The organism is Jannaschia sp. M317 (assembly GCF_025141175.1).
GTDB lineage: Bacteria > Pseudomonadota > Alphaproteobacteria > Rhodobacterales > Rhodobacteraceae > Jannaschia.
This window is the reverse complement of the sequence record NZ_CP081155.1, coordinates 2,117,436-2,142,507: the sequence shown is the minus strand read 5'-3', so window position 1 is coordinate 2,142,507 and position 25,072 is coordinate 2,117,436. Positions and strand designations below refer to the sequence as shown.

Sequence of the window (25,072 nt, the reverse complement as noted above, 5' to 3'; positions counted from 1 at the left end):
CCGCATGACCCGTCTTTTGCTGGCCGGAACCGGCCTGATCGGCACGCGCCATCAAGCCCATATCGAGGCCCATCCGGACCTGGTCCTGGCGGGCATCATCGACCCGGATCCCGCGCGGCGCGCGCACCCCACCGTGCCCGGTTTCGCCAGCATCGACGATGTCGACGTGGCGGCGGACGGCATCGTTCTGGCCACGCCCACGGGCAGCCACGCGCCCCTGACCATCGCCGCCGCCCGCCGTGGCTGGCACGTTCTGGTCGAGAAACCCGTGGCGGACACGCTGGAAAACGCCGATGCCATGATCGCCGCCGCCGACGCGGCAGGCGTCAAGGTTCTGGTCGGGCACCATCGTCGCCACCATCCCCGCGTGGCCAAGCTGCAGGCGGTGCTGGCTTCGGGTCGGTTGGGGCAACCGGTGGCGGCCTCGCTGATGTGGCTGATGAAGAAGCCGGACGACTACTTTGCCGTAGATTGGCGGGCGGGGATCGACGGGGCGCCGATCAAGCAGAACCTGATCCACGACGTCGACACGCTGCGTTGGCTGTTCGGCGAGGTAACGGATGTGGTCGGCCTGGCGTCCAATGCGGTGCGCGGCGCGGCGCGTCCCGAAAGCGGGGGGGCCGTTTTGCGGTTCGATAGCGGGGTGACCGCGACCATTGCCTATGCCGACACCACGCCCACCCCCTGGGGGTTCGAGGCGGGCACGGGCGAAAGCCCCCATATTCCCCACACCGCTCAGGACAGCCTGCGCATCGCCTGCACCCATGGCGCGATCGAGTTCCCGTCCCTGCGCGTCTGGTCCGGTGCGGCCCATTGGAACGAAGAACCGAAACCCACGCAGGAGGACGCGCCCGACGGCATTCCGCTGGTGCGCCAGCTGGAACATTTCGCCGAGGTCATTGCGGGGCGGGCCACGCCGGTCGTGGACGCCGCAAGCGCGCGCCGCACGCTGGAGGTGATCTTGCGGATCGAAGAGACGGCGGGCGTCGCTTGACCGGTCTTCCTCTGGCCGGAAATACCTCGGGGGGGAAGGCCGCAGGCCGGGGGGGCAGAGCCCCCCTCCCCTCGCGCCCCCAGGCGCAAACCCTGCTGACCTGCGGGTTGATCGGCGAGAATATCGGCAACTCCCGCCTGGCGCGCGCTTTGGGTCTGCTCTGTGCGGATCATGGGATGACGCTCGACTTTACGGCGATCGACACCATGGGCGATCCCGATTTCGATTTTGACGGCACGGTCGACGATCTGCGGCTGCAGGGCTGGACCGGGGTGACGGTCACCCATCCCTGGAAAACCCATGCTGCCGCCTGGGCGGGGGACCGGATGGTTGCGGGAACCGAGGATCTGGGTGCGTCCAACACCCTGACCTTTGCGCCGGTGGCCGGGCACAATACAGACTACAGCGGGTTCCTGCGGGCCTGGGCCGCCGGGATGGACAGCCCGCCGGGCGTCGTCGCCGTGGCCGGTGCAGGGGGCGTGGCGCGGGCGGTGGTGCCCGCCTTGCTGGCCTTGGGCGCGACAGAGGTTCTGGTCTGGGACCGCGACGCAGGTGCCGCCGAGGCGCTGGCCCATCGCACGGGCGCGCGGGCTGTAACCGACGCGGCGGCCGCGATTGCGGCAGCTGACGGCCTGGTCAACTGCACCCCCATGGGCATGGCCCCTTATGGCGGCACTGCCTTCGACGCTGCGTTGATCGGCGGGCAGGCCTGGGCCTTTGACGCGGTCTACACGCCGACCGAGACGCCCTTTGTCCAGGCAGCGCGGGCCGCTGGCCTGCGGGTTCTGACCGGGTTCGACCTGTTCCGACACATGGCGCTGGCCTCGTTCGAGGCCTACACCGGACAGCGCCCGGACCCGGCGACGGCTTTGCCGAAACTCGACGTTCTGAAACCGGAGTGATCTTATGGAAGTCCTGAGCCCAGAGCAAAAGGCCGGCTTCGACCGCGATGGTTATCTTGTGCTGGAGCGGCGGTTGAGCGCGGCGCAGCTGGCCACCCTGCACGCGGAAATCGACCGCTACACCGAGCAGGCGCGCGGCTTGACCGAGGGCACCGACGCGCTGGACCTGGAAGACAGCCACCGCCCCGACGCCCCGCGCGTGCGCCGCATCAAGCTGCCGCATACCCATAGCGAGGTGTTCCGCGACCTCATGACCTCCGACACGATCCTGGCCCCGGCCCGGGATCTGATTGGGCCGGATCTGCGGCTGCACACCACCAAGTTGAACATGAAAGAGGCCGGGCACGGGGCGGCGGTGGAATGGCATCAGGACTTTGCCTTTTATCCGCACACCAACGACGACGTGCTGGCGATCGGCGTGATCCTGGACGACATGGGCGCGGAAAACGGCCCTCTGATGGTCTTTCCCGGCAGCCACAAGGGCCCGATCCACGACCACCACGACAGCGGCTTCTTTGTGGGCGCGATGGACCTGGCACGGGACGGCTATGACATGGCCGATGCGGTACCGCTGATGGGGCCTGCCGGGTCGATCAGCATTCATCACGGGCGCATTGTCCACGGCTCCGCTCTGAATACCTCGACACGGGCGCGGCGGATCCTGTTCTACGAGATGATGGCCGCCGACGCCTGGCCCGTGATGGGGTCGATGACCAAATTCTCGACCCTGGAGGATTACGACAGCCGGATGCTTTGCGGGCAATCGCGGCAACCACGGCTGGCCGATGTGCCGGTCCGCATCCCCCTGCCCGCACCGCCCATCGGCAAGACAATCTATGAAATTCAGAAGGGGCTGACCGCCCGTTCGTTCGATACTGCGAAAGGATGACGACATGAGCAAACCTGCAATAGGATTTATCGGACTGGGGCTGATGGGGTCGGCCATGGTGCAGAACCTGCTGGACCGGGGCTATGCTCTGACGATCCTGGGCAACCGCGACCGCACCGGCGTCGAGGCGGCGCTGGCGCGCGGCGCGACCGAGGCGGCGACGGCCCGCGAGGTGGCGGAAGCCAGCGATATCGTCATGCTCTGCATGGGCACGTCGGAGCATGTGGAGGGCCGGATGCGCGGCCCGGACGGCGTGATCGCAGGGCTGCGCGACGGCGCTGTGGTGATCGACTACGGGACCTCTCTGCCCGGTTCCACCAAGATGCTGGGCGACGAGGTTGCGGCGGCGGGCGGTGCCTATCTGGACGCGCCCCTGGGCCGCACGCCGACCCATGGTCGCAAGGGCGAGCTGAACATCATGTGTTCGGGCGACCGCGCCGCCTATGACAAGGTCGAGGCCGTGCTGAAGGACCAGGGCGAGAACGTGTTTCACCTGGGGGCCCTGGGCAACGGGCACACCATCAAGCTGATCAACAACTTCTTTGCCCAAGGGGTCGCCAATGGCATGGCCGAGGCATTCGTGATGGCCGACCGCGCCGGGATCGACCGTCAGGCGCTGTATGACGTGATGTCGGCGGGGCCGCTGAAATCCGGCATGATGGATTTCATCAAGGCCTATGCCGTCGACGGCGACGCGAGCCAGCTGGCCTTTTCGATCCGCAACGCCACCAAAGATGTCGGCTATTACCGCCGCATGGCCGAGGATCTGGATGTGCCCACGATGATGTCGGGGTCTACCTTTGAAGCGCTGCAGGCGGCCTGCGATGACGGGCGCGGCGACGATCTGGTGCCGCAGATGATCGACTTCTACGCCGCAAAGTTCGGCGGCTAAGATGGCGGCCCCCGCCCCCGTCAGCCATCTGGCGCGCCCCCGAGAAGACAACGCCACCCGTGGCATCCTTCTGATGTTGCTGGCCTATCTGTTGTTTTCCATGACGGACACAAGCGTCAAGTGGCTGTCGCTGGCGGGGCTGCCCGCGCTGCAGCTGGCCTTCATGCGCTTTGCGGTGCATATGGCGCTGTCGACCGGGCCCATGATGGGGGCGGATCACTCCGGCTTTACCGCGCCCTGGGCACAGGCCTTGGCCATGCTGGCGCGCGGGGCGTTGTTGATGGTGTCGACCATCGGGAATTTCATCGCGCTGTCCTACCTGGACATGACGGTAACGGCGGCCATCACCTTTTCCGCGCCGGTCCTGGTCTGCGCCCTGTCGGTGCCCCTGCTTGGGGAACGGGTGGGGCCCTGGCGTTGGTCGGCGATCCTGCTGGGGTTTGTCGGCGTGCTGGTGGTGGTGCAACCCTGGTCGGCGCAGTTCCACTGGGCGACGCTGTCGTCGCTGACTTCGGCGCTGGCCTTCGCGCTCTATTCAATCCTGACACGGCGGTTGGCGGGGGTCGCGGCCCCGCGCACGATGCAGCTTTACGGCGGGTTGGTCGGGACCCTCTGCCTGCTGCCCGTCGCGATCTGGTTGTGGCAAAGCCCGGTCGGCCCGCTGAACTGGGGCTTGCTGTTCGCCATCGGCTTCTTTGCCTGGAGCGGGCATCACTTCTTTGCCATCGCCCACGGCTATGCGCCCGCCAGCGTGTTGATGCCCTACAGCTATTCCTTTCTGATCTACCTGGCCGCCTGGGGCTATATCGTCTTTGGCAACCTGCCCGACAGCCAGACCCTGCTGGGTGCGGGGATCATTGCGGCGGCGGGGCTGATCATCTGGTGGCGGGAGCGGCGATGATGCTGACCTTCGCGGCCGCCGTTTTCTTTCTGATCGTGACGCCCGGCCCCGGCGTCCTGTCGATCGCCGGGGTCGGAGCGGCCTTTGGCGGGCGGGCGGGCCTGCGGTATCTGATCGGGTTGTTCATCGGGACCAATCTGGTCGCGCTTGCGGTGATTTCTGGCGTGGCGGCGGTTGTGCTGGCCGATCCGCGCATTCGCACGATCCTGTTCGTGATCTCGACCGCGTATCTGCTGTACCTTGCGTTTCGCATCGCCACGGCCGGGTCCCGCGTCGCCTTTATCGAGGCGCGGCGGCAGCCCGGCATCCGCGACGGCCTCGCCCTGCAGGCGGTCAACCCCAAGGCCTATGCCGTCAACACCGTCATGTTCTCGGGCTTTGCCCTGTTCGCGAACGCGCCCGTGACCGAAGCGGTGGTAAAGTTGTTGATCGTCAATGCAATCTGGGTGCCGCTGCACCTGCTGTGGCTGTGGGCCGGGGTGGCGTTGCGGCGGCTGGACCTGGCCCCCAGGGTGCAGCGCCGGATCAACATTGCGATGGCGCTGTCCATGGTGACGGTGGTGGGGCTGGCGCTATGGTCGTTGATCCGGGGCTGACCGGGGTCAGGTGACCGGTTCACAGATGTCGCAGATCGCGTGGATATACATGCGCACGCAATCGAGGAACTGGCTCCGCCGGACGCGTTCGTCGGGCATGGTGTTGAACTCTCCGCCCGGTCCGCAGACGATCCCCTCCATCCCGGCCGCGGCCAGGTGGGCGGCGTCGGTGCCGAAGAACGACGGCGGCTTGATTGCGCCTGTCGGCTGCTCCATCCCGCGGACGGCCAGGTGCGCGCGGTTCATGATGCCCACGATATGCGCGGTGCCCGGCACCTCGAAGGGGGGCATCTGCGGCTTGTTCTTGCGCACGTCATGCGACGCGAGCGAGGTCTGCAGGCCCGGAAATTCCAGCTTCAGCGCGTCAAGCATCTGTTCCATGTCGGCCATCACGGTCTCAATCGACTGGCTGGGCGCATAGCGGCAGGTGCCGATCAGCTTGGCGTGATCCGCGACCTGGGGCGGGCGCCATTCGTGGAATTCCGGCCCCAGACCCGCGCGCAGGACACCGATATGGCCCCGGTTGACGGCCCGGTGCATCTCTCCTTCGGCCCCGGAAAACGTGATGCCGTTGATGCGCGGCACCAGGGCTGCGGCGGCGGCAAGGGCATCGCAGGCCTGTTCGCGCTTGGACAAGTGTCGGGTGCTGCCGATCAGGTCGATCTCGAAGCTGAAGGCCCCTGCGTGCAGCGTGACGGCCTGCAGGTCCGTCGGCTCCGAGTTGATGAAATAGTCGGCCCGCACCCCCTGTTCGATCATCCGAACGGTTCCGATCCCGCCCTGAAGCTCGCCCACGACGAAGCTGAGGATCACGTCGCCTTTCAGCTTCACCCCGGCCGCGAGAATCGTTTCGACAGCACAAAGATAGGCCGCATCCCCCGCCTTCATGTTGGACACGCCGATGCCGTAGATGAATTCTTCGTCGACCACCCCGCCCCAGGGATCGACCGTCCAGCCCGAGGTGGCGGGATTGGTATCAAGGTGGCCGTTGAACAAAAGCGACTTGCCCCCGCCTTCGCCCTTCAAGGTGGCGATGGCGTTGACGCGCGGGCCCTCGACGGGCTGCAGTTCCGCGTCCATCCCCAGTTCGGTGCAGATGTCCGCCATACGGGCCGCCAGCGCCCGTTCGCCTTCGGTTTCGGTATAGGATTTGTGGCGCACCATCGCGGTCAGGCGGTCGATGCAGGCGGTTTCGTCCAGGGTGGCGCAGATTTGTTCGGGGGTCATTGGGTCGGCTCCTTGAAGGTCCAGACAGGGGCGTGGCCTGCAAGGTCCGCAATAGAAAGGTGGCAGAAAATCATGTGGCCCGGCTCGGGCGAACGGCTGGGCGGGGTCTGGTCATCGCAGATCGCGCCGACCTTGTGCGGGCACCGGCTGGCAAAGGGACACCCCGCCAGCCGGGTGGTGCGCGTCGGCAGGGCCCCCGTCAGCCGGACCCGGCGCGTGACGGAGCCCGGGTCGATCGACGGTGAGGACGACAGCAATGCTTCGGTATAGGGATGGTAGGGTTGCGCATCCAGCGTGGCGGTCGCCCGCGTCTCGACGATGTCGCCCAGGTACATGACCGCAATCCGGTGGGCCAGGTGACGCAGGATCGCCAGGTCGTGGGTTATGAAGATCAGCGCCGTGCCAGAGGCGGCCTGGATTTCTCGCAACAATGTCACGATGGAGGCCTGCACGGAGGCATCGAGGCCACTGGTCACCTCGTCACAGATGATGACGTCCGGGTCGGCGGCCAGCGCGCGGGCAATCGCCACCCGCTGCTTTTCGCCGCCAGACAATTGATGCGGCTGCCGCGTGGCGTAGCTTGCAGGCAGGCGCACCCGGTCCAGGATGGCCGCCACCTCGGCATCGATCTGCGCCGCGGACAGATCAGGTCGATACAGCCGCAGCGGACGCGACAGGATGGTCCGGATGCTGTGCCGCGGGTTGAGCGAGGAATCCGGGTTCTGAAAGATGATCTGGACCCGCGCGCGATAGGCCCGGTCGATGCGATCAATCGGGGCGCCGTCCAGCGTGATCTGTCCGTCGTAGGGGCCCAGACCCGCAAGCGCCTTGGCCAGCGTGGACTTGCCACACCCGGATTCGCCCACAAGGCCCAGCGTCTCACCCTTGTGCAAGACGATGGACGCCCCGTTCAGCGCCAGCACAGGCGGCTTGGCCCGGCCCATCGCGCGCGCCAGCACGGAGCTGTTATCGAAGCGCACGTTCATGTCCCGCGCGGCAAGGATTAGGTCCTGTCCGGGCACAGGCAGAGCCGTGGGTGCCGTCGACACCTCTTGCGCGGCCAGCGTTTCTGCCTTGGCACAGGCAACGCGACGCCCCGCGACGGGGCGCGCAGTCACGCGGCCCGTGTCGCAGACGGCGGGATCGTGGTGCGGACAGAGGTGCGAATAGATGCAGGCCGGCAGCGACCCCATGCGCGGTGCCGGCGCGTTGGAGGCGACAGCAGACAGTGACCGACCGCTGCGCGTGTCCGACGGACGCGGCAAGCTGGCGATCAAGGCCTGAGTATAGGGGTGGACCGGGTTGGCGAACAGAAGGTCGGGGGTGGCCTCCTCTACGATCTGACCGCCGTAGATGACGGCCACACGGTCGGCGATATCGGCCACGGTGCCCAGATCGTGGCTGATGAACAGACCCGCGATGCCCGTGCGCCCCTTCAGGTCGCGCAACAGGTCCAGCAAGGTCGCGGCCGTGGTCGCGTCCAGCGCAGACGTCGGTTCATCAAAAAGGATCAGATCCGGGTCGCAGGCCAGCGCGAGCGCCAGCAGCACGCGCTGCTTTTCCCCGCCCGAGGCCTCGTGCGGGAACCGTCCGGCCATTGCGTCCGGGTCGGCCAGCCCCACCGTTTCAAACAGCTGCCGCGTGCGGGTGCGGGCACCTTCGGGGGACAGGTTTTCGTGCCGGATCAGGGTTTCGACCACGTGGTCACCCAGCGTCTGCACCGGATCCAGCGCCAGCGCCGCGTTCTGGAACACCATGGCGATACGCTTGCCGCGCAGGGCCTGCAGCTCTGCCTCGGTGGCACCGGTCAGGGATTGCCCGGCCAGGGTAATGCCCCCCGCCTCATGGGTGACCCGTCCAGGCAGGTCCCGCATGATGGCATTGGCCAGCGACGATTTGGCCGAGCCGCTTTCACCCACGAGGCCCAGGATCTCGCCCCTGGCGATGGTCAGAGAAATGTCGGTCAGGATGCGAACGTCGCCCGCATCGGTGCCATAGCTCAACGCGTAGTTGTCGATCTGAAGCGCCATGTTCACCCCTCCGAGCGGGTATTGAGGACGTCCCGCAGGCCGTCACCCAAAAGATTGAACCCGATCGCGACCAGCGCGATGGCGGCCCCCGGCACCAGGATCGGCCAGGGCGAGCGGAACATGTGTTCGCGCCCCTCGGAGATCATCAGCCCCCATTCCGGCGACGGCGGCTGTGCCCCCAGCCCCAGAAAGGACAGCGTGGCCAGCGTCATGATCGCAAAGGCGACACGGATCGTCGCCTCCACGATGATCGGGGCCGCGACATTGGGCAGAATTTCGGCCAGGACGATCCACAGCGGACCTTCGCCACGCGACCGCGCCGCGGCCACGTAGTCCAGCGCGCGCACCTGCAACGTGACCGAGCGGGAAATCCGCGCCATGCCCGGCGCAAAGGCGATGCCGATGGCGATGACCGCATTCAACGCCGAAGACCCAAGCGCCGAGATGATCAGCAGCGCGAACAAAAGGCCCGGAATGGCCATGATCGCATCCACCAGACGCATGATCGCCTCGTCGACCCAGCCGCCCATGTAGCCCGACACGATGCCGACCAGCGACCCGATCACCGTGGCGATCACCGTCGCCAACAGGGCCAGCAGGACAGTCGATTGCGCACCGACCATCACCCGGCTCAACAGGTCACGCCCGAACCAATCAGTGCCCAGGGGAAAGTCCGCCGAGGGCCGGGCGAAGCGGGCGCCGAAGTTCATCGTTTCCGGGTCGGCGGGTGCCAGCAGCGGGCCAAACACGACCAGCGCCATCAAGATCACCGTCAGGATCAGGCCCACGGCCCCCTGCGGATTGCGCATCATGGATCGCAACAAGGTCATGAGAACTGGATCCTTTTGTCGAGCGCGGCATAGGTCAGATCCGCCCCCAGATTGGCCAGGGCATAGGTCATCGACATCACCAGCGCGCCCGCCTGGATCATCGGCAGGTCGCGGTTCTGGATCGCCAGGATCAGCTGCCGCCCGACGCCGGGAAACGAGAATATCTCTTCCACCACGATGACGCCGCCGATCAGATAGCCGATGTCCAGCGCGATAACCGTGATCGCAGGCAGCATCGAATTGCGCAGCGCGTGGGAATACAGAACCTGCCGCCGGGACAGACCGCGCAGGCGGGCGGCGCGGACGAAATCGCTTTCGAGGGTGTCGACCATCTCGGACCGGATCATCCGGCTGATGTGGGCCATCAGAACGATCGACAGGGTGATCACCGGCAAGGCCATATGATGCAACGCGGCAATCGGGCTGTCGAAGGGCGAGGCATAGCCCGAGGCGGGGAACATCCCGACCGACGGCCCCGCCAGCCAGGCCAGCAAAAGGGTGGCCAAAACGAACTCCGGCAGGGAAATGCCCAGGTAGGATACGACGGACACGCCGAGGTCGGCCGCCTTGCCGCGGCGCGATGCGGCCCAGACGCCCAGGGGAATGGCGATCAGGCTGACCGCGATCAGCGACAGCAGCGCCAGCATCGCGGACCGCCCGAAGGCCGCCAGAATGGTAGGCCCGACCGGCTGTCCGGTGCGCAGGGAAACGCCAAAGTCCCCGGTCAGCACACCGCCCAGCCAGTCGAGGTATTGGATCGGCGCAGGCCGATCCAGCCCAAGGCGACGGGTCAAGGCCTCCATCGCCTCGGGGGTCGCATTCTCGCCCAGGATCATCACGGCGGCGTCGGCTGGCAACAGCTGTGTGACGCCGAACACGATGACCGAGACGACAAGGGCCGTCAGCACCATGTAGAACAGTCGTTTGATAAGAAATGGTGCTGACATGGTCGTTTACCGGGTCGGCGCGTCAGAAGACAGCGAGACGGCGTGCAGCGCATAGTTCGCGCCGCGCGGGTGCTGTTCATAATTCTCGACGTGGTCGGCCTTGGCCCCCAGCAGATCAAAGAACACCGGCACCAGTGCCGGCACTTCGTCACGCATCAGCGCCTGAGCTTCACCATAGAGCGCGCCGCGTTTTGCGGGATCAACCGTGCGGTCGGCCTCGGACACCAGGGCATCGAATGCGGTGTTGTTCCACTTGGTCTCGTTCCAGGACGCGTCAGAGGTGAACAGCAGGTTGAAGATCGTCCCTTCGGTCGGCTGCATGTTGTAGAACCCCACGTAGAACGGCCCCTGCTTCCACACCTGGTCCAGATAGGTCGGGTGATCCATCGTCTTGACGGAAATGTCGAAGCCTGCCGGTTTGGCCATTTCGCGCAGGACAACAGCCATGGCGCTGCGATAGCCCGGCTTTTCCGAGGCGACGAGTTCCAGCGACAGACCGTCAGGATAGCCCGCTTCGGCCAACAGGGCCTTGGCTCCTTCGGGGTCATAGGTCTTGGGCGCGCCATCCGAGAAATACGCATAGGCGGAGTTCACGGGGCTGTCGTTGCCCGGCGTGCCGAAGCCTTCGGCCACCAGTTCCACCATCGCCTCGCGGTCGACGGACATCGACAGGGCCTTGCGGACGCGGGGGTCGGACCAGGGTTCGACCTGCGTGTCCATCACGACGTCCAGGAACCGGCCCGACGGCGTGCGCAGACCCTCGATCCCGTCGGCGGCGGCGATACGCTCGTAATCGGTTGGCTGCACCTCCAGCATCAGGTCGACCTCACCGGCCAGAAGCGCGGCGGTGGATCCGGCGGCATCCGGGAAGGTCAGCACTTCGACCCCGTCGAGATAGGGCTGTCCGGCGACGAAATAGTCATCGCGGCCTTCGAAGACGGCGCTTTGGTCGGCGTTGAATTCGACCATCGTGAACGGGCCGGATCCGACGGGCGTCTGCGCAAGGCTTTCGAAATCGCTTTCGATCACGCTGGCAGGCAGGATCTTGGCGGTCGGATACGTCAGCGCGACCGGCAGGTCGGCAAACGGGCCGTCGGTGGTGAACACGACGCTGTTGCCCTCGCCCATCGCGACCGACGCAATCGGGCCCAGGTTCCGGCGACCGGGTGCGGCCGTTTCAGGGTCGAGCAGCTTTTCGAAGCTGGCAACAACATCGGCAGGTGTCACCGCCTCGCCGTTCGAAAAGGCGGCGTCCTCGCGGATCGTGAAGGTCCATTGCGTCGCGTCGGCGTTGGCGGACCATTCGGTGGCCAGATCCGGCTGCGCCGTCATGTCGAGGCCCAGCGTCGTGAGGCCGGAATAGAGCATTTCGGCGATCATGTATTCCGGGTTTGTGCGCACCAGCATCGGGTTGAGCACCTGGGGCGTCACGTTCACGCTGACGCGGAGGGTGCCGCCCGGCGTGGCATGGCCATCGGCCAGAGCCGGCATGGCAAAGCTGAGCGAGAGGGCTGCGGCAGACGCCTGCAACAGGGCGCGGCGGGTCAATCGGGTCATTGGGTATTCTCCATGTTGGGAAGGGACTGGCTCCGTTCGCCGGGGCTCGTTTTGAAATCAGCGCGCAGGAACAGCGCGACGGATCGGGCTAGTGCCTCAATATCCTGAACAGTCGTAAATTCGTCGGGGCCGTGGACATTGGCCTCGGGCCGCATCAGACCGCCCAGCAGCATGTGGCGGATGCCGGCCTTCTGGACCCATCCGAAATCCGACGACGTGCCGGATCCGTAGGTCGTGAAGGCGGTGACCGGTGTGTCGGTCGCCTCGGCGCGGGCCTGCGTCCAGCGGTCGGTCCAGGGGCCGGACGGGTCCGAAACCGGAGGCAGGTGGCCAATCTCCGCGATGTTCCAGTCAACCAGCGCGGTCCCCGTCAGGGCGGCGGCGATTGTCTTTTCAAGTTCGGCGCGGACCTCTGACACGTCTTCTTCGGGCATGTAGCGGCGATTGAGGACGATGCGGCAGCGCCCCGGCAAGGCAGAGCCCTTGTCGCCCGCGCGGATCGCCGTGACGTTCAGGCGGGCGCGCAGGGGATCGTCGTCGGGCGGCGGCGGCATGGCGGATGTCCGCGCCTCGACCTGCGTCTTGAGGGTGGTCAATGCGGTCAGCAGGGGCACCATTGCCTCCAGGGCGTTCACGCCCAGATCCGGGCGGCCCGAATGCACCGCGACCCCCTGCCCCGTCACGGCCAGATCGAGCGAGCCAAAGCAGCCACCCCAGATCCGCGGAGCTGCGCCACCGTTGAGGTTCAGCAAGACTTCGGGCAGGTCCATCGTTTCGGCGAGATAACGGATACCGGGATAAAGGCCGCCCTCTTCATCGGTGCAAAAGGCCAGAACCGGGCGAAACGCCAGGGGCGTGCCCGCGTCTTTCAGGCTGCGCAGGGCCGCCAGGACGGCGGCGATGCAGCCCTTCATATCGGCCGTGCCACGCCCGAACAGCCGGTCACCTTCGCGGGTCAGAGACAGCGGCGGACGGGTCCACTCATCGCCGACGGGGGCCGTGTCGGTGTGGAAGTAGATCAACGCCTCGGGGGCGTCGGCCGGACCCAGGTCCGGGCGCAACAGCAGGTTGGTGCGCGCGCCGGTCACGCCGTCCGCAGCCCACAGGTTCGACGGAACATCAATCCGCCGGGCTGTCCCGCCCAGATCGGCAGCCATCCGTTCCAGAAGGTCGCAAAAGCCCGGATAATTTGCAGCCGGGGGGAAACACGTGTCAAAGCCGATCAGCGACGCCAGGTCGGCGTGCATGCCATCGTAGGAAATATCAAAGGATCTCGCATTTCTCATAACTATATAGTTTACTGAAATCGGGATTCGGACAAGACGAAAGAACGCTCAAATGTCAGGCACTTCGAAAACCGAGATCGGCGCGACACTGACGGCCGCCCCCCTGCACGAGCAGGTGACGAACCGGATCAGCAGCCGCATTGCCGATGGTCGATGGCCCGAAGGGTTCGTTTTGCCGTCCGAAGGGGACCTGGCCAAACAGCTGGGTGTTTCAGAGGGGACGATCCGACGCGCGATGCAGGCCCTGACCCAGGAAGGCCTGGTCATGCGGCGGCGGCGGACCGGGACGGTGGTGACCGGTCGCGCGCCTCGCCATTCGTTGGACAAGTGGTACAGCTACTATCGCCTGCACGCCCGCGACGGACGTCTGGTCAACACCGAGACCCGCAACATCGAAGTGCTGCGCGGCAAGGCCTCTGAGGTGGAAGCGGCGCGGCTGAAGCTGACGCCGGGCGAGCCCGTGGGGCATATCACCCGCCTGCGCCTGTTCGAGGGACGACCCGTGATGATCGACCGGATCGTCCTGCCGCTGGCGCGATTGGGGCATTTCCCGGACCGGGTCGAGGACCTGCCCCAACTGCTGTTCAAATGGTTGCTGGAGGAACATGGTTTGCGCCTGGGCGCGCTGCGCGAACAGGTGACCGCACGGATCGCCACAGAGGCGGATCGCAGCCTGCTGGGGATCGAGGATTCGGCCCCGGTGGCCCTGCTGGATATCGACGAGACGGCCTATGACGCGCTCAACGAGCCGTTGATGATGATGCGCCACGCGGCGCTGACGGATCAACATTGCTATGTCAACGAAGTCCGCTGAGGGCCGAACCCGGCCCCCAGCCTAGCGGTCGCGCAGGATCAGCACCCAGGCCGCGTAGGCCCCAAGGCCGGCAAACCCGCCCGCCCAGAGGTTTGCACCCTGCCAAAGCTCGACCCCGGCCCATGCCCAGCAAAACGCAACGACGGCATAGCGCCGCCAACGCGGGGCCCAGAACGGGTCTTCGGGGTCGAGGAATTTGGCCATGTCAGGCGGTCTCTCTCTTGGGGTTCTTGCCCATGATGATCATCGACAGGATGTCATCCTCGGTCACGTCTTCGACCTTTTCGGTGCCGATCAACTGACCGTTCTTCATCACGGACACGCGGTCGCACAGCTCCATCATCTCGCGGGTATCGTGGCTGATGAGGAAAATGCCAAGACCCTGGGCCTTCAACTCCTTGATCAGATCCGCGACCATCGCCGTCTCGTGCACGCCGAGTGCTGCGGTGGGTTCGTCCATGATCAGGATACGCGCGTTGAAGTAGACCGCGCGCGCAATCGCCACCGACTGCCGCTGACCGCCCGAAAGGGACCGCACCGGTTCGTTGAAGCGTTTGAAGTTGGGGTTGAGCCGCGCCATGATCTTGCGGCTTTCGGCCTCCATCTTGGTGTCGTCCACCAAGCCGAACCTGGTCACGATCTCGCGCCCCAGAAACAGGTTGGAGGCGGCATCGAGGTTATCGGACAGGGCGAGCGTCTGATAGATGGTCTCGATGTTATGCTCCCGCGCGTCGGCGGGGGTGCGGATCTCAACCTTCTTGCCGTCGATATAGATCTCGCCCGCGTCCTTTTTGTAGGCCCCCGACAGGATCTTGATCAGCGTCGACTTACCCGCGCCGTTGTGGCCCAAAAGGCCCACAACCTCGCCCGGCATAACGTCGATGGACACGTCGTCGACGGCCTTGATCCCACCGAAGTGGATCGAGATGTTGCGCATTTCCAGAAGTGGCGTGGTCATCAGGCTTCTCCCGTCCGGCGGCGGTAGACGATGTCCACCCATACGGCGAGGATCAGGACCGCGCCCACGATGATGTTCTGAAACGGCGCATCCACGCCGACCATGCCCATGCCCGACACCAGCGCCTGCATGATGAAGGCCCCCAGGATGGCCCCGTAGATCGTGCCGACCCCACCGGCCAGCGCGGTGCCCCCGATGACGGCGGCGGCGATGACGCGCAGTTCGTCCAACGTGCCCAGGTCGTTGCCCGCGGACGCAAGACGCGCCGAGGCGATGACCGCGGCGATGGCCGCCAGGCCGCCCATCAGCGCAAAGACCTTGACCGTCATCATCTTGGTATCAATGCCCGACAGCTCTGCTGCGTCGGGGTTGCCACCGATGGCAAAGACGTAGCGACCAAAGCGGGTCTTGCGCGCCACGATGGTCATGATGATCGCGATTGCGATGACGATCAGGACCGAGATCGGAAAGCCGTAGGCCTCTGTGTAGCCTTCGGGCATGGTCAGGCCCTCACGCTCGAACCGGCGCTGCAACACGCGGGTCGGAACCTCGTAGGCGTTGATGACGGCGGTGATGAAAAAGATGGAACCAACCAGGATCGCGCCCAGCAGGACCTCGGCCCAGACCGGTTTCACCGCAAAGTCATGAGCGATGTGGTTCTTGCGGGTGCGCCACAGGAACCAGACCGTTGCCGCCGCGCCCACCAGGGCCAAGAGCCAGCTTGCGGTCACGCCGATGGTGCCCGAGGCCCCGCCCAGCATGATGAAGCCGGGGTCCAGCGGCGAAACGGTCGTGCCCCGCGTCACCCACCACGCCGCGCCGCGCCAGATCAACAGGCCGCCGAGCGTCACAATGAAGGACGGGATCATGAGGTAGCCGACCATCCAGCCCTGAAGAGCGCCGATGGCAAGACCCAGCGCGATGCCGACCAGAACCGTCACGATCCAGATGACCGGCGACCCGAAGCCCACGATTTCCGGCAACCAGAACGCCTGGACCAGGCCCATGACCATGCCGATGACGCCGACCATGGACCCGATCGACAAGTCGATGTTGCGGGTCACGATGATGAACACCATCCCCGTCGCCATGACCGCGACCGATGCTGTCTGGAGCGTCAGGTTGAAGATGTTGCGCGGGGTCAGAAACGTGCCGCCCGTCGCGATGTTGAAGATGACCGCGATGAGCAGGAACGCTCCGATCATGCCCAGCAGCCGGGTATCCAGCTGCAATGTCCTAATAAGTCTCCCAAGGCCGCCGCCCATGTGAACCCCTCCCGGCTCGACGCCCTCTCCCGAAGGGCGTTCGTCTAAAAGAAAGGCCCCATCCCCGTCAGAGGATGGGGCCCGTCGTCAGGTCAGGCGATCACTCGCAGACGGCAACGCCGCTGACACCCTGGCACAGCACGTCTTTCTCGATCCATTCGGCATCGAGAACGGCGTTCAGGTTGTCCTTGGTCACCGGCAGCGGGGCCAGCAGAACCGCAGAGACGTCCACGCCACCCGGCGAGGTGAAGGTGGCGGCACCTTCGACGTCGGCCATGGCGGTGCCATCGGCCAACGCGACGGCGATTTCGCCCGCGCGGCGGCCCAGTTCGCGGCTGTCTTTCCAGACGGACACGGTCTGCGTGCCCTTGGCGACGCGGTTCAGCGCACCGTGGTCACCGTCCTGGCCCGACACCGGAATGCCGTCCATGCCCTGCGCGGTCAAAGCGGCGACAACGCCACCGGCCATGCCGTCGTTGGAAGAGATGACCGCGTCGACCTCGTTGTTGGTCTGGGTCAGGATCTGCTCCATGTTGCGCTGCGCGTTGGCGGGCGCCCACTGGTCGGTATAGGTCTCGCCGACGATGGTGATGTCACCGGCGTCGATGGCCGCCTGGATGATTTCCTGCTGACCGCCACGCAGGAAGTCAGAGTTGGGATCGGTGGGCGAGCCCTTGATCATCACATAGTTGCCCTTGGGGGCCAGATCGAAAACGGCGCGGGCCTGCATGCGACCGACTTCGACGTTGTCAAAGGTCAGGTAAAAGGCGCGCGCATCTTCGATCAGACGGTCATAGCCGATGACCGGGATCCCGGCGGCTTCGGCTGCGTCCAGCGCCGGGCCGATCGCGGCTCCGTCCTGAGCCAGGATGATCAGGCTGTCGACGCCTTGGGTGATCAGCGATTCCACGTCGGCCAACTGCTTGGTCGACGACGATTGCGCGTCAGCCGACAGATACGCGGCCCCCGCGGCGTCCAGCGCGGCCTTGATCGCGGCTTCGTCCGTCTTCCAGCGCTCTTCCTGGAAATTGGACCAGCTCACCCCGACCGTCTTGGCATGGCCATCGGCCAGCACAGCGGTCACAGGCATCGTCACCGCAAGAGCGGCGGCGAGAAGCGTTCTTCTCTTCATTTGTATTTCCTCCCGTTGGTACGGAGACCGACACCCCAGAGGGCTTGGAAACCGTGTTTCGAACCTTGCCACGGCGAATTAATTTGTCAAACGAATTATAATGCGGTCTGCTTTGGATCAAACGACCGATCCATGGCTCAAAAGGCCGGAGAGCCTTGCAGGTGACCAGATCGAGCGCGGGAGGAGGACGGCCATGAGACAGATGCAAGCCCTTACATTTATGACCCTATCCCTGTTCGGACCGGGTTTGGCCCTGGCCGATGCCCCGCGATTTCTGGACCGGTCAACTGGATTGCCGGTGCAGCATGTCTATTCTGGCGGCTGGGATCATTTTGTCGGGGGCGGTGTCGCGCTGCTGGATTGCGATGGTGATTCTCGGCCCGATCTCTTCGTGGCTGGCGGAACGTCAGAGGCGGTTTTGCTGCGCAACGCGACAGGCGCGGACGATACCATCCGCTTCGAGACGGTTCCCGTCCCGGCCTTGACCGCCGTGACCGGGGCCTATCCGCTGGACCTGGACGGGGATGCGATCACGGACCTGATGGTCCTGCGCAAGGGGCCGAACGTCTTGCTGCGTGGCCTGGGTGCCTGCGCCTTTGAGGACGCGACCGACGCGGTCACCCTGCCCGCTGGCGACAGCTGGTCCACCGCCTTCACCGCCTCGTGGGAGACGGGGCAGACGTTGCCGACGCTGGCCATCGGCAACTATGTCGACACGGCCAACCCGGACGGCCCGTTCGAGGCCTGTGACGTCAATCACCTGATCCGGCCCGACGGCCCCCGGTATGGCCCCGCCGTGGCGCTTTCGCCGGGGTTCTGCACGCTCTCTGCTCTGTTCACCGACTGGCGCCGGGATGGGACGCCAATGCTGCGCCTGTCCAACGACCGTCACTATTACGTGCGTGGCGGATATGAACAGATGTGGACCCTGGATCCCCTGCGCGAGCTGACAGAAGCGGACGGCTGGGACCGTGTCCAGCTTTGGGGGATGGGGATCGCCAGTCGCGATCTGACGGGCGATGGCCTGCCCGAGGTGATGCTGACCTCCATGGGCGATCAACTGCTGATGACGAACGACGGCACCGGATTCGACGCGGTGCCCTATGCCATGGGCACGACCGCCCAGCGCCCGTTCGTGGGCGATGACGGGCGGCCCTCGACCGGCTGGCACGCAGAATTCGGAGATGTCGACAACGATGGTCGGGCCGACCTATTCATCGCCAAGGGCAACGTCGATCAGATGCCGGGCATGGCAATGGCCGATCCCAATAACCTGCTCATGCAGCAAGCCGATGGCACATTTGCGGAAACGGGCGACGTCGCGGGGCTGGCCTCGACCGAGCGGTCGCGCGGCGCGGGATTGGCCGATCTGAACGGGGATGGGCGGTTGGACGTGATCGTCGTCAACCGTCGCGCCCCGATGCAGGTCTGGCAGAACGCGACCGAAGGAACCGGCCACTGGATCGCGCTGGACCCGCGCCTGCCAGCAGGTAACCGATTTGCCATAGGGGCCTTTGTCGAAGTGCGGACACCGTCCGGCGTCCAGACACAGGAACGCACCGTCGGGGGGGGCCACGTCAGTGGCAGCTTGCTGCCGCTGCACTTTGGGCTGGGCACCGCCAGCGAAGCGGAGGTGCGGGTGATCTGGCCGGGTGGCCAGATCGGGCCGTGGCACCGCCTGGAGGCGGGGCGAACCCATACGATTGCCCCCGGCTGAGGCGGCGCGACCGCCGTCCGACCGGGGGCTGTCGTCGATCAGACGAACCGATTGACGTAGTTTTCCAGGATCTCCTGACGGCCGGAACGGGGCGCAGGCTCGATCCCTTCGGCCAGCACGCGTGCCTGGATGGCTTCCAGGTCGCTGCCAAGCATCGCCTGGGCGGCCTCGCTGGACCAACCGGCATAGCGGTCTGTCAGCGCGTCTTCCAGACCGCCATCTTCGATCATCGCCGCCGCCGCCTTCAACCCGCGCGCGCAGACGTCCATGGCGCCGACATGCCCGGCAATCAGATCCACCGGATCCAGGGACTGCCGACGCAGCTTGGCGTCAAAGTTGGTGCCGCCCGTGCCCAGCCCCCCGGCTTTCAGGATGTGGTAGTAGGCCAACGCCACTTCGGGCACGTTGTTGGGGAACTGATCGGTGTCCCAGCCGGACTGGTAGTCGTTGCGGTTCATATCGATCGAGCCCAACATGCCATCCGCCGCAGCCACGGCGATTTCATGTTCGAAGCTGTGCCCGGCCAGGATCGCATGCCCCTGTTCCAGGTTCAGCTTTACCTCGCCTTCCAGGCCGTATTTGCGCAGGAAACCGATGCAAGTCGCCGCGTCAAAGTCGTATTGGTGCTTTGACGGCTCCTGCGGTTTCGGTTCGACCAGGATCGTACCCTCGAAGCCGATCTTGTGCTTGTAATCGACGACCATGTTCAGGAAGCGGCCCATATGGTCCAACTCTTGGCCCATGTCGGTGTTGAGCAGCGTCTCATAGCCTTCGCGCCCGCCCCACAGGACATAGTTCTGACCGCCCAGCTTGTGCGTGGCATCCAGGCAGCCTTTGACCGTTGCCGCCGCATAGGCAAAGACGTCCGGGTCCGGGTTGGTCGAGGCCCCGGACATCCAGCGCCGGTCCGAGAACATGTTGGCGGTGCCCCACAGCAGGCCGATATCGCGGCCCTGCATCTTTTCGCCCAGATAGTCGGTGATCTCGTCCAGCGTCGACAGGTTCGCGGCAAAACTGCCCTGTTCGGGCCGCAGGTCCGCGTCGTGCCAGCAATAATAGGGCACCCCCAACAGGTCGAACATCTCGAAGGCGACATCGGCCTTCATCTTGGCCCGGCCCATGTCGTCCTGCGGATGCCAGGGACGCTGGAACGTGGCACCCCCGAACGGATCGCCGCCTTCCCAGGCAAAGCTGTGCCACCAGGCAACAGCGAACCGCAGGTGATCCGCCATCCGCTTGCCCAACACGACCTCTTCGGGGTTATAATGTCGATAGACCAGCGGCTCGGTGCTTTGGGCACCTTGATATGTTACCTTTGACAGGCCTTCGAAAAATCCGGTGCTCATCTGTTCTATGCTTTCTTGATGGGGCGGTGCCCGCGAACGGCACCGGTCTTCCCCTCTCCTCCCTGCGACCCTCCGCGTTTGACGCGTGTCCCTGGCCGCTTTCGCGGGGCGAATGATTTCCGCCCGCCCACTTGGGCGAGATCACGGCTAGACAGATATAGTTTTTCTGTCAAATTAAATAACAAGGGCCATCGCCCGACTGGAAAGTGACCGATGAACAGCCGTCCTGTGTCCCCACTGAACGATGATCCGGCCGTCTTGCCCCCGGTTGACCCCCGTGGATCGGGACGGGCGCGCGTGATGCGGGTGATCCGCCAGCGCGGCAGCATTGCCCGCGTCGACATCGCCCGGCTGACCGGGATCAGCCCGGCCACCGTCACGGCAATCACCGCCGAATTGCTGACCGAGGGTCTGATTGAACGCACCCTGCCCGAGGCCCGCGCAGGCGACGCCCGCCGTGGCCGCCCGCGCGAGGCGCTGAAGGTGCGTGGCGCTGCGCGGCTGGTTGCCGGCCTCAAGGTATCCCGCCTGTCGATCACGGTCCTGCTGGTGGATTTCGAAGGCACCGAGCTGGGCAGCTACGACCACCCCCGCCCCGCAGAGCAATCTACCGGCCCGGTCCTGGCAGATGAGATCATCGCCGCCACCGAAGCCGCCTGCGCCGCCCATGGCCGCCGCATGGCGGACGTCTCGGGCATCGGCGTGGGATTGGCCGGGCATGTCGACGGGGGATGCGGCCATGTGCATTGGTCGTCAGCCCTGTTGGAACGGAACGTGGACCTGGGCACCCTGCTGGCAACACGCGCGCCCTGCCCCGTCTTTATCGACAACGACGCGAACCTCGTCGCCAAGGCCGAACATCTGTTCGGCAAGGGACGGCATATCGGCAATTTTCTGGTGGTCACCATTCAGCATGGCATCGGCCTGGGTGTCGTCATCGACGGCGCGCTTTATCGTGGGGCGCGCGGCTGCGGGGCGGAATTCGGGCATACCAAGGTGGATCTGCACGGGCCGGAATGCCAATGCGGGCAATCCGGCTGCCTGGAGGCGTATACGGGCGAATACGCCCTGCTGCGCGCGGCAAACGCCGCCACGGGACGTAGCTTTACCAGCGTCACGGCCCTGTCCGAGGCCGCTTTGGCCGGCTCGGCAGAGGTCGCGACCATTCTGGATCAGGCGGGACGGTATTTCGCGATGGGTCTGGCCAACCTGGTGAACATCTTCGACCCCGATCAGATCATCCTGGCCGTCGAAAGCGCCGCGCAGCATCCGCTGTGCAGCGATGCCGTTCTGCAGCAGGTGGCAGACCAGACCGTGCAGGTCGACGCGCCCCTGCCCGAAATCTGCGTCCACAGCTGGGGCGACCAGATGTGGGCCAAGGGCGCGGCGGCCTACGGGATCGAGCAGATATCGGACATGTCGGTCCGGCAGTTGGGCCGGGCAGAGGCCTGAGCGCCGCGCATCACCCGCCCAGACGGCTTTCCGCCAAGGTTACCCAATAGGAACAGCCAAGCGGGATCGCCTCGTCGTTGAAGTCGTATTCCGGGTGGTGCAGCAGGGCGCGCTTGCCGATGCCCATCTGGATGTAGGCCCCCGGACAAGCGTCCAGCATATAGGCGAAATCCTCGCCACCCGTGGTGCGCGGGGCGTCCGTCTTGCGGGCCCCCGAAACGGTGGTCGCGGCGGCGACGCAATGATCTGTTTCGCGGTCGTGGTTGGACATGACCGGATAGGGCACCTCTTCGTGCGACAGGGTGGCGGTGGCCCCGTAGGCCTGGGCGGTCAAGCGCGCCAGATCCTCGATCCGGCGAAGGGTCGCAGCCCGCACCTCGCTGTCGAAACTGCGGACGGTGCCGCGCAGGACGACGCTGTCGGGGATGACGTTGTAGGCATCCGTTTCGGTTCGGAAGGCGGTGACCGAAACAACCAACGGCTGCTGCGGATCGGTGTTGCGCGCGACGATGGATTGCAGCGCCATCACGATGGCAGATCCGGCCAGCGTGGTGTCGATGCACCCATTCGGTCGCGCCGCGTGCCCCCCTTTGCCGCGCACATCGATGCGAAAGCTGTCGACCGCGGCATAGAACGCCCCTTGGCGGATTGCGAACTGACCGAAATCCAGCATGGGCGAATTGTGCAAACCGTAGATCTCGGAAATGCCGAACCGCGTGAACAGGCCATCCTGCACCATGGCCTCGGCACCTGCGCCGCCCTCCTCCGCCGGTTGAAAGACGACGGCGACGGTGCCATCGAAATTGCGCGTCTCAGCCAGGTATTGCGCCGCACCCAACAGCATGGCGGTGTGCCCGTCATGGCCGCAGGCGTGCATCTTGCCGGGGACGGTCGAGGCATGGGCGGCGCCCGTCGCCTCCTGAATGGGCAGGGCATCCATATCGGCCCGCAAACCGATGGTGCGTCCGCTGTCGCGGCGGTTGCCGTGGATCAGGCCGACGACGCCCGTGCGGCCCACCCCCTCGATCACGTCATCGCAGCCAAAGGCGCGCAACTTCTGGGCGACGATGCCCGCGGTTCGGTGGGTGTCGTACAAGAGTTCGGGGTGCCGATGGAAATCTTGACGCCAGGCCGTGATTTCGGGATGCAGTTCAGCGAAACGGTTGCGGATCGGCATGCTCTCTCCTCGCGTGGGGCTGGTGCAGGAAACGCGGGCCGCGCGGAGGATGCAAGCCCGGTGACATGGCAGGTGGCTAGAACATCTCTGGCCCATTGCGCGGCGCCTTGGGCAACGGGGGATCGGCCTGTCCGGTGTAGGCAAACGTCGCGACAAGCAGCCGCCCCGTGGCCGGGTGGAACCGAACCCGGCGCGCGCGTTGGCCACCGATGCTGATCCCCAGGATCGGCACCCTTTCCCGTTCCAGGAAGGTGAGACAGGCCTGCGCGATGGCCAGCCCGTGGCGGCGCCCCTTCAACAGGACCTGGGCCCCACCGGCGACGCGTGCGGCCAGATGGTCGCGGGGCACGCCCCGATGCATCAGCGCGTTGATCAAACGCTCCACCTCCGCGATGACGCCGGCGTCGCCGTAGGGTTCGGAGGACACGTTCTGAAAGATATGATTCATGCCGCCGATCCCGCTGCGCGGATCAAACAGGCAGACCGAGACGCAAGAGCCGAGCGTCGCCACCATTTCCTCCCTCGGGTGATCGCTGACGCACAGATCCCCCTGGGGTACTTCGACCTGCCGGATCATCGGTGTGGCACATGGTGCGGTGTCCTGTGCAAGCGCCTGTTTCACCCCGCAGGACCGCCGGGCAAAACCAGGCGGTAGAGTGGCTGGGGAATCGCGCTCATCTAGACCTCCGACTTGGTGTGGTCTGGTTTGTCGCAAGCCGGCGTGAAGAATCCCTTAAGGATCATGCCACTGCCGCTGGGTCACCCGAACGTGACTTGGGGGGATGCCTTTCGCCGCGTATCACCGCAGTAACGGAGACCCGCACAGATGACAGAGATTCAGACCACATCCGCATTGCCCCGCCGACGCCTGTTGCTGGGCGGCGGGGCCCTGGCCGTCGCACTGGGAACTGGCGGCGTGCTTTTTGCCCGCCGCGATCGGTTCGAGGGAAATGAGATCACCCCGGTCGAGGCCCGCGACGCGATCCAGTCCGGCGAGATCATCATGATCGACATCCGCCGCCCCGACGAATGGGACGAAACTGGTGTCGCCCAGGGTGCGCATCCCATCGACATGCGTCGTGATGATTTCGTCGCCGTCCTGTCCGAAATCACCCGAGGCCGCCGCGACACACCTGTCGCGTTGATCTGTGCGCGGGGGGTGCGGTCGGACCGGATGTCGGCGCGCCTGGCCGAAGCCGGGTTCACCCGGATCATCGACATTCCCGAAGGTATGCTGGGGTCCAGGGCTGGGCCCGGATGGCTGGCGCGCGACCTGCCCGTGGTGCGCCCGTGAGGGCCGCCGCCTGGGCCGCGCTGGCCTGCCTTGCCGCCTTGCCCGCGCCCGCCCAGACGGCTGACGTCTGTGGCCGCGAGGCGGAGCCTTGCACGACCGACACGGGCACCTATCACGTGGCCCTGCCCGACACCCCAGAGGCGGGGATGCCCGCCGTTCTGTTCCTGCATGGCGCGGGCGGTACGGGGCGCGGGACGTTGGGCATGCGCGGCACGATCAATGCCATTACCGATCGTGGCTATGCCGTGATCGCGCCCGACGGCTTACCTTGGCGACCGGGACGGCGGGGCGGCATCTGGTCCTTCCGCGAGGATCTGGCGCGGTTGGAAACCCGCGACGAAGGTGCCTTTTTCGCCGAAATCGTGGCCGATGCCGCGATGCGCTATGACATCGACCCGGATCGCGTGCTGCTGTCCGGCTTTTCGGCGGGGGGCTTCATGGTGACCTACCTGGCCTGCCGCACGCCCGAAGCGTTTCCGGCCTATGCCCCCGTTTCAGGCGGGTTCTGGCGCCCTCACCCAGAGGACTGCGCAGGGCCGGTCAAGCTTTTGCATACCCACGGATTTACCGATTCCACCGTCCCGCTGGAGGGGCGTCCCCTTCGGTCCGGCCAATGGCTGCAAGGCGACATCTTCGAGGGGCTGGGCCTGTTTCGCGCCGCCAACGACTGCGCCCGCCCCGATGCAAGCGGGTACCGCACCACGGGACAGTTCATGCGCCGCTACTGGGATTGCGCCGCCGATTCCGCATTGGAATTCGCGCTCTTTCCCGGAGGGCACGGCGTGCCCGCTGGTTGGGCGAACATGGCGCTGGACTGGTTCGAGGATGTGACCGCCCTGCCCCAGGAAACCGGCGGTCAATAACCG

24 protein-coding genes are annotated in these 25,072 nt (G+C 65.7%); 11 read left to right on the top strand and 13 right to left on the bottom strand.

The window, feature by feature from the left end; all coding sequences use genetic code 11:
- Positions 1–4 precede the first annotated feature (4 nt).
- Genes K3551_RS10985 through K3551_RS10960 form a run of 6 tightly spaced genes read left to right on the top strand, consistent with a single transcriptional unit; the run spans position 5 to position 5,174 of the window.
- Entirely contained in the window at positions 5–994 is a 990-nt protein-coding gene (locus K3551_RS10985) for a Gfo/Idh/MocA family protein (protein ID WP_259913173.1), read from the top strand.
- A complete protein-coding gene (locus K3551_RS10980; RefSeq protein WP_311199725.1) occupies positions 991–1,896 on the top strand; it encodes an NAD(P)-binding domain-containing protein in 906 nt (301 codons plus the stop codon). The genes K3551_RS10985 and K3551_RS10980 overlap by 4 nt, the downstream gene beginning before the upstream one ends.
- A 4-nt stretch (positions 1,897–1,900) precedes the next feature.
- Complete coding sequence (locus tag K3551_RS10975) at positions 1,901–2,785, top strand: phytanoyl-CoA dioxygenase family protein (protein ID WP_259913171.1); 885 nt, start codon at positions 1,901–1,903, stop codon at positions 2,783–2,785.
- A 4-nt stretch (positions 2,786–2,789) separates the two neighbouring features.
- Entirely contained in the window at positions 2,790–3,677 is an 888-nt protein-coding gene (locus K3551_RS10970) for an NAD(P)-dependent oxidoreductase (RefSeq protein WP_259913169.1), read from the top strand.
- A gap of 1 nt (position 3,678) precedes the next feature.
- A complete protein-coding gene (locus tag K3551_RS10965) occupies positions 3,679–4,578 on the top strand; it encodes a DMT family transporter (protein WP_259913167.1) in 900 nt (299 codons plus the stop codon).
- Positions 4,578–5,174, top strand: a complete 597-nt coding sequence (locus tag K3551_RS10960; protein ID WP_259919570.1) for a LysE family translocator — start codon at positions 4,578–4,580, stop codon at positions 5,172–5,174. The genes K3551_RS10965 and K3551_RS10960 overlap by 1 nt, the downstream gene beginning before the upstream one ends.
- A gap of 6 nt (positions 5,175–5,180) precedes the next feature.
- Here the strand turns inward: K3551_RS10960 and K3551_RS10955 are convergent, their stop codons facing one another.
- Genes K3551_RS10955 through K3551_RS10930 form a run of 6 tightly spaced genes read right to left on the bottom strand, consistent with a single transcriptional unit; the run spans position 5,181 to position 13,051 of the window.
- Positions 5,181–6,401, bottom strand: coding sequence for a M20 family metallopeptidase (locus tag K3551_RS10955; RefSeq protein WP_259913166.1), 1,221 nt, complete (start codon positions 6,399–6,401; stop codon positions 5,181–5,183).
- Positions 6,398–8,431 (bottom strand): ABC transporter ATP-binding protein, encoded by a 2,034-nt coding sequence (locus K3551_RS10950; RefSeq protein WP_259913165.1) that lies wholly within the window; start codon positions 8,429–8,431, stop codon positions 6,398–6,400. The genes K3551_RS10955 and K3551_RS10950 overlap by 4 nt, the downstream gene beginning before the upstream one ends.
- A 2-nt stretch (positions 8,432–8,433) precedes the next feature.
- Positions 8,434–9,261 carry an ABC transporter permease gene (locus K3551_RS10945; RefSeq protein ID WP_259913164.1) on the bottom strand — a complete coding sequence of 276 codons (828 nt, stop codon included), beginning with the start codon at positions 9,259–9,261 and terminating at the stop codon, positions 8,434–8,436.
- Positions 9,258–10,208 (bottom strand): ABC transporter permease, encoded by a 951-nt coding sequence (locus K3551_RS10940; RefSeq protein WP_259913163.1) that lies wholly within the window; start codon positions 10,206–10,208, stop codon positions 9,258–9,260. Before K3551_RS10940 ends, K3551_RS10945 begins: the two co-directional genes overlap by 4 nt.
- Positions 10,209–10,214: 6 nt before the next feature.
- Complete coding sequence (locus tag K3551_RS10935; protein ID WP_259913162.1) at positions 10,215–11,765, bottom strand: ABC transporter substrate-binding protein; 1,551 nt, start codon at positions 11,763–11,765, stop codon at positions 10,215–10,217.
- Positions 11,762–13,051 carry a M20 family metallopeptidase gene (locus K3551_RS10930; protein WP_259913161.1) on the bottom strand — a complete coding sequence of 430 codons (1,290 nt, stop codon included), beginning with the start codon at positions 13,049–13,051 and terminating at the stop codon, positions 11,762–11,764. Before K3551_RS10930 ends, K3551_RS10935 begins: the two co-directional genes overlap by 4 nt.
- Positions 13,052–13,103: 52 nt before the next feature.
- On the opposite strand from K3551_RS10930, the gene K3551_RS10925 reads away from it, so the two are divergent.
- Complete coding sequence (locus K3551_RS10925; RefSeq protein ID WP_259913160.1) at positions 13,104–13,865, top strand: GntR family transcriptional regulator; 762 nt, start codon at positions 13,104–13,106, stop codon at positions 13,863–13,865.
- 21 nt (positions 13,866–13,886) lie between these two features.
- Here K3551_RS10925 and K3551_RS10920 read toward each other — a convergent pair whose 3' ends face one another.
- The 4 genes from K3551_RS10920 to xylF form a co-directional block, all read right to left on the bottom strand.
- Positions 13,887–14,069, bottom strand: a complete 183-nt coding sequence (locus K3551_RS10920) for a hypothetical protein (RefSeq protein ID WP_259913158.1) — start codon at positions 14,067–14,069, stop codon at positions 13,887–13,889.
- 1 nt (position 14,070) lies between these two features.
- Positions 14,071–14,823 carry an ATP-binding cassette domain-containing protein gene (locus K3551_RS10915; protein WP_259913156.1) on the bottom strand — a complete coding sequence of 251 codons (753 nt, stop codon included), beginning with the start codon at positions 14,821–14,823 and terminating at the stop codon, positions 14,071–14,073.
- Entirely contained in the window at positions 14,823–16,088 is a 1,266-nt protein-coding gene (locus tag K3551_RS10910) for a sugar ABC transporter permease (RefSeq protein ID WP_259913154.1), read from the bottom strand. The genes K3551_RS10915 and K3551_RS10910 overlap by 1 nt, the downstream gene beginning before the upstream one ends.
- A 100-nt stretch (positions 16,089–16,188) precedes the next feature.
- Positions 16,189–17,220, bottom strand: a complete 1,032-nt coding sequence (gene xylF / locus K3551_RS10905) for a D-xylose ABC transporter substrate-binding protein (protein WP_409197370.1) — start codon at positions 17,218–17,220, stop codon at positions 16,189–16,191.
- Positions 17,221–17,413: 193 nt separating this feature from the next.
- On the opposite strand from xylF, the gene K3551_RS10900 reads away from it, so the two are divergent.
- Positions 17,414–18,937 (top strand): CRTAC1 family protein, encoded by a 1,524-nt coding sequence (locus tag K3551_RS10900; RefSeq protein ID WP_259913153.1) that lies wholly within the window; start codon positions 17,414–17,416, stop codon positions 18,935–18,937.
- 38 nt (positions 18,938–18,975) lie between these two features.
- Here the strand turns inward: K3551_RS10900 and xylA are convergent, their stop codons facing one another.
- Positions 18,976–20,283 (bottom strand): xylose isomerase, encoded by a 1,308-nt coding sequence (gene xylA / locus K3551_RS10895; protein WP_259913152.1) that lies wholly within the window; start codon positions 20,281–20,283, stop codon positions 18,976–18,978.
- A 300-nt stretch (positions 20,284–20,583) separates the two neighbouring features.
- Here xylA and K3551_RS10890 point away from each other — a divergent pair, with 300 nt between their 5' ends.
- Positions 20,584–21,735, top strand: coding sequence for an ROK family transcriptional regulator (locus tag K3551_RS10890; protein WP_259913151.1), 1,152 nt, complete (start codon positions 20,584–20,586; stop codon positions 21,733–21,735).
- A gap of 10 nt (positions 21,736–21,745) precedes the next feature.
- Here the strand turns inward: K3551_RS10890 and K3551_RS10885 are convergent, their stop codons facing one another.
- Both K3551_RS10885 and K3551_RS10880 read right to left on the bottom strand, forming a co-directional pair.
- Positions 21,746–22,912: a M20 aminoacylase family protein gene (locus tag K3551_RS10885; RefSeq protein ID WP_259913150.1), complete on the bottom strand. Its 1,167-nt coding sequence runs from the start codon at positions 22,910–22,912 to the stop codon at positions 21,746–21,748.
- Between the two features lie 76 nt (positions 22,913–22,988).
- Entirely contained in the window at positions 22,989–23,534 is a 546-nt protein-coding gene (locus K3551_RS10880; protein ID WP_259913149.1) for a chemotaxis protein CheD, read from the bottom strand.
- A gap of 204 nt (positions 23,535–23,738) precedes the next feature.
- On the opposite strand from K3551_RS10880, the gene K3551_RS10875 reads away from it, so the two are divergent.
- Both K3551_RS10875 and K3551_RS10870 read left to right on the top strand, forming a co-directional pair.
- Positions 23,739–24,206, top strand: coding sequence for a rhodanese-like domain-containing protein (locus K3551_RS10875; protein ID WP_259913148.1), 468 nt, complete (start codon positions 23,739–23,741; stop codon positions 24,204–24,206).
- Positions 24,203–25,069 (top strand): PHB depolymerase family esterase, encoded by an 867-nt coding sequence (locus K3551_RS10870; protein WP_259913147.1) that lies wholly within the window; start codon positions 24,203–24,205, stop codon positions 25,067–25,069. Before K3551_RS10875 ends, K3551_RS10870 begins: the two co-directional genes overlap by 4 nt.
- The last annotated feature ends 3 nt before the right edge of the window (positions 25,070–25,072 follow it).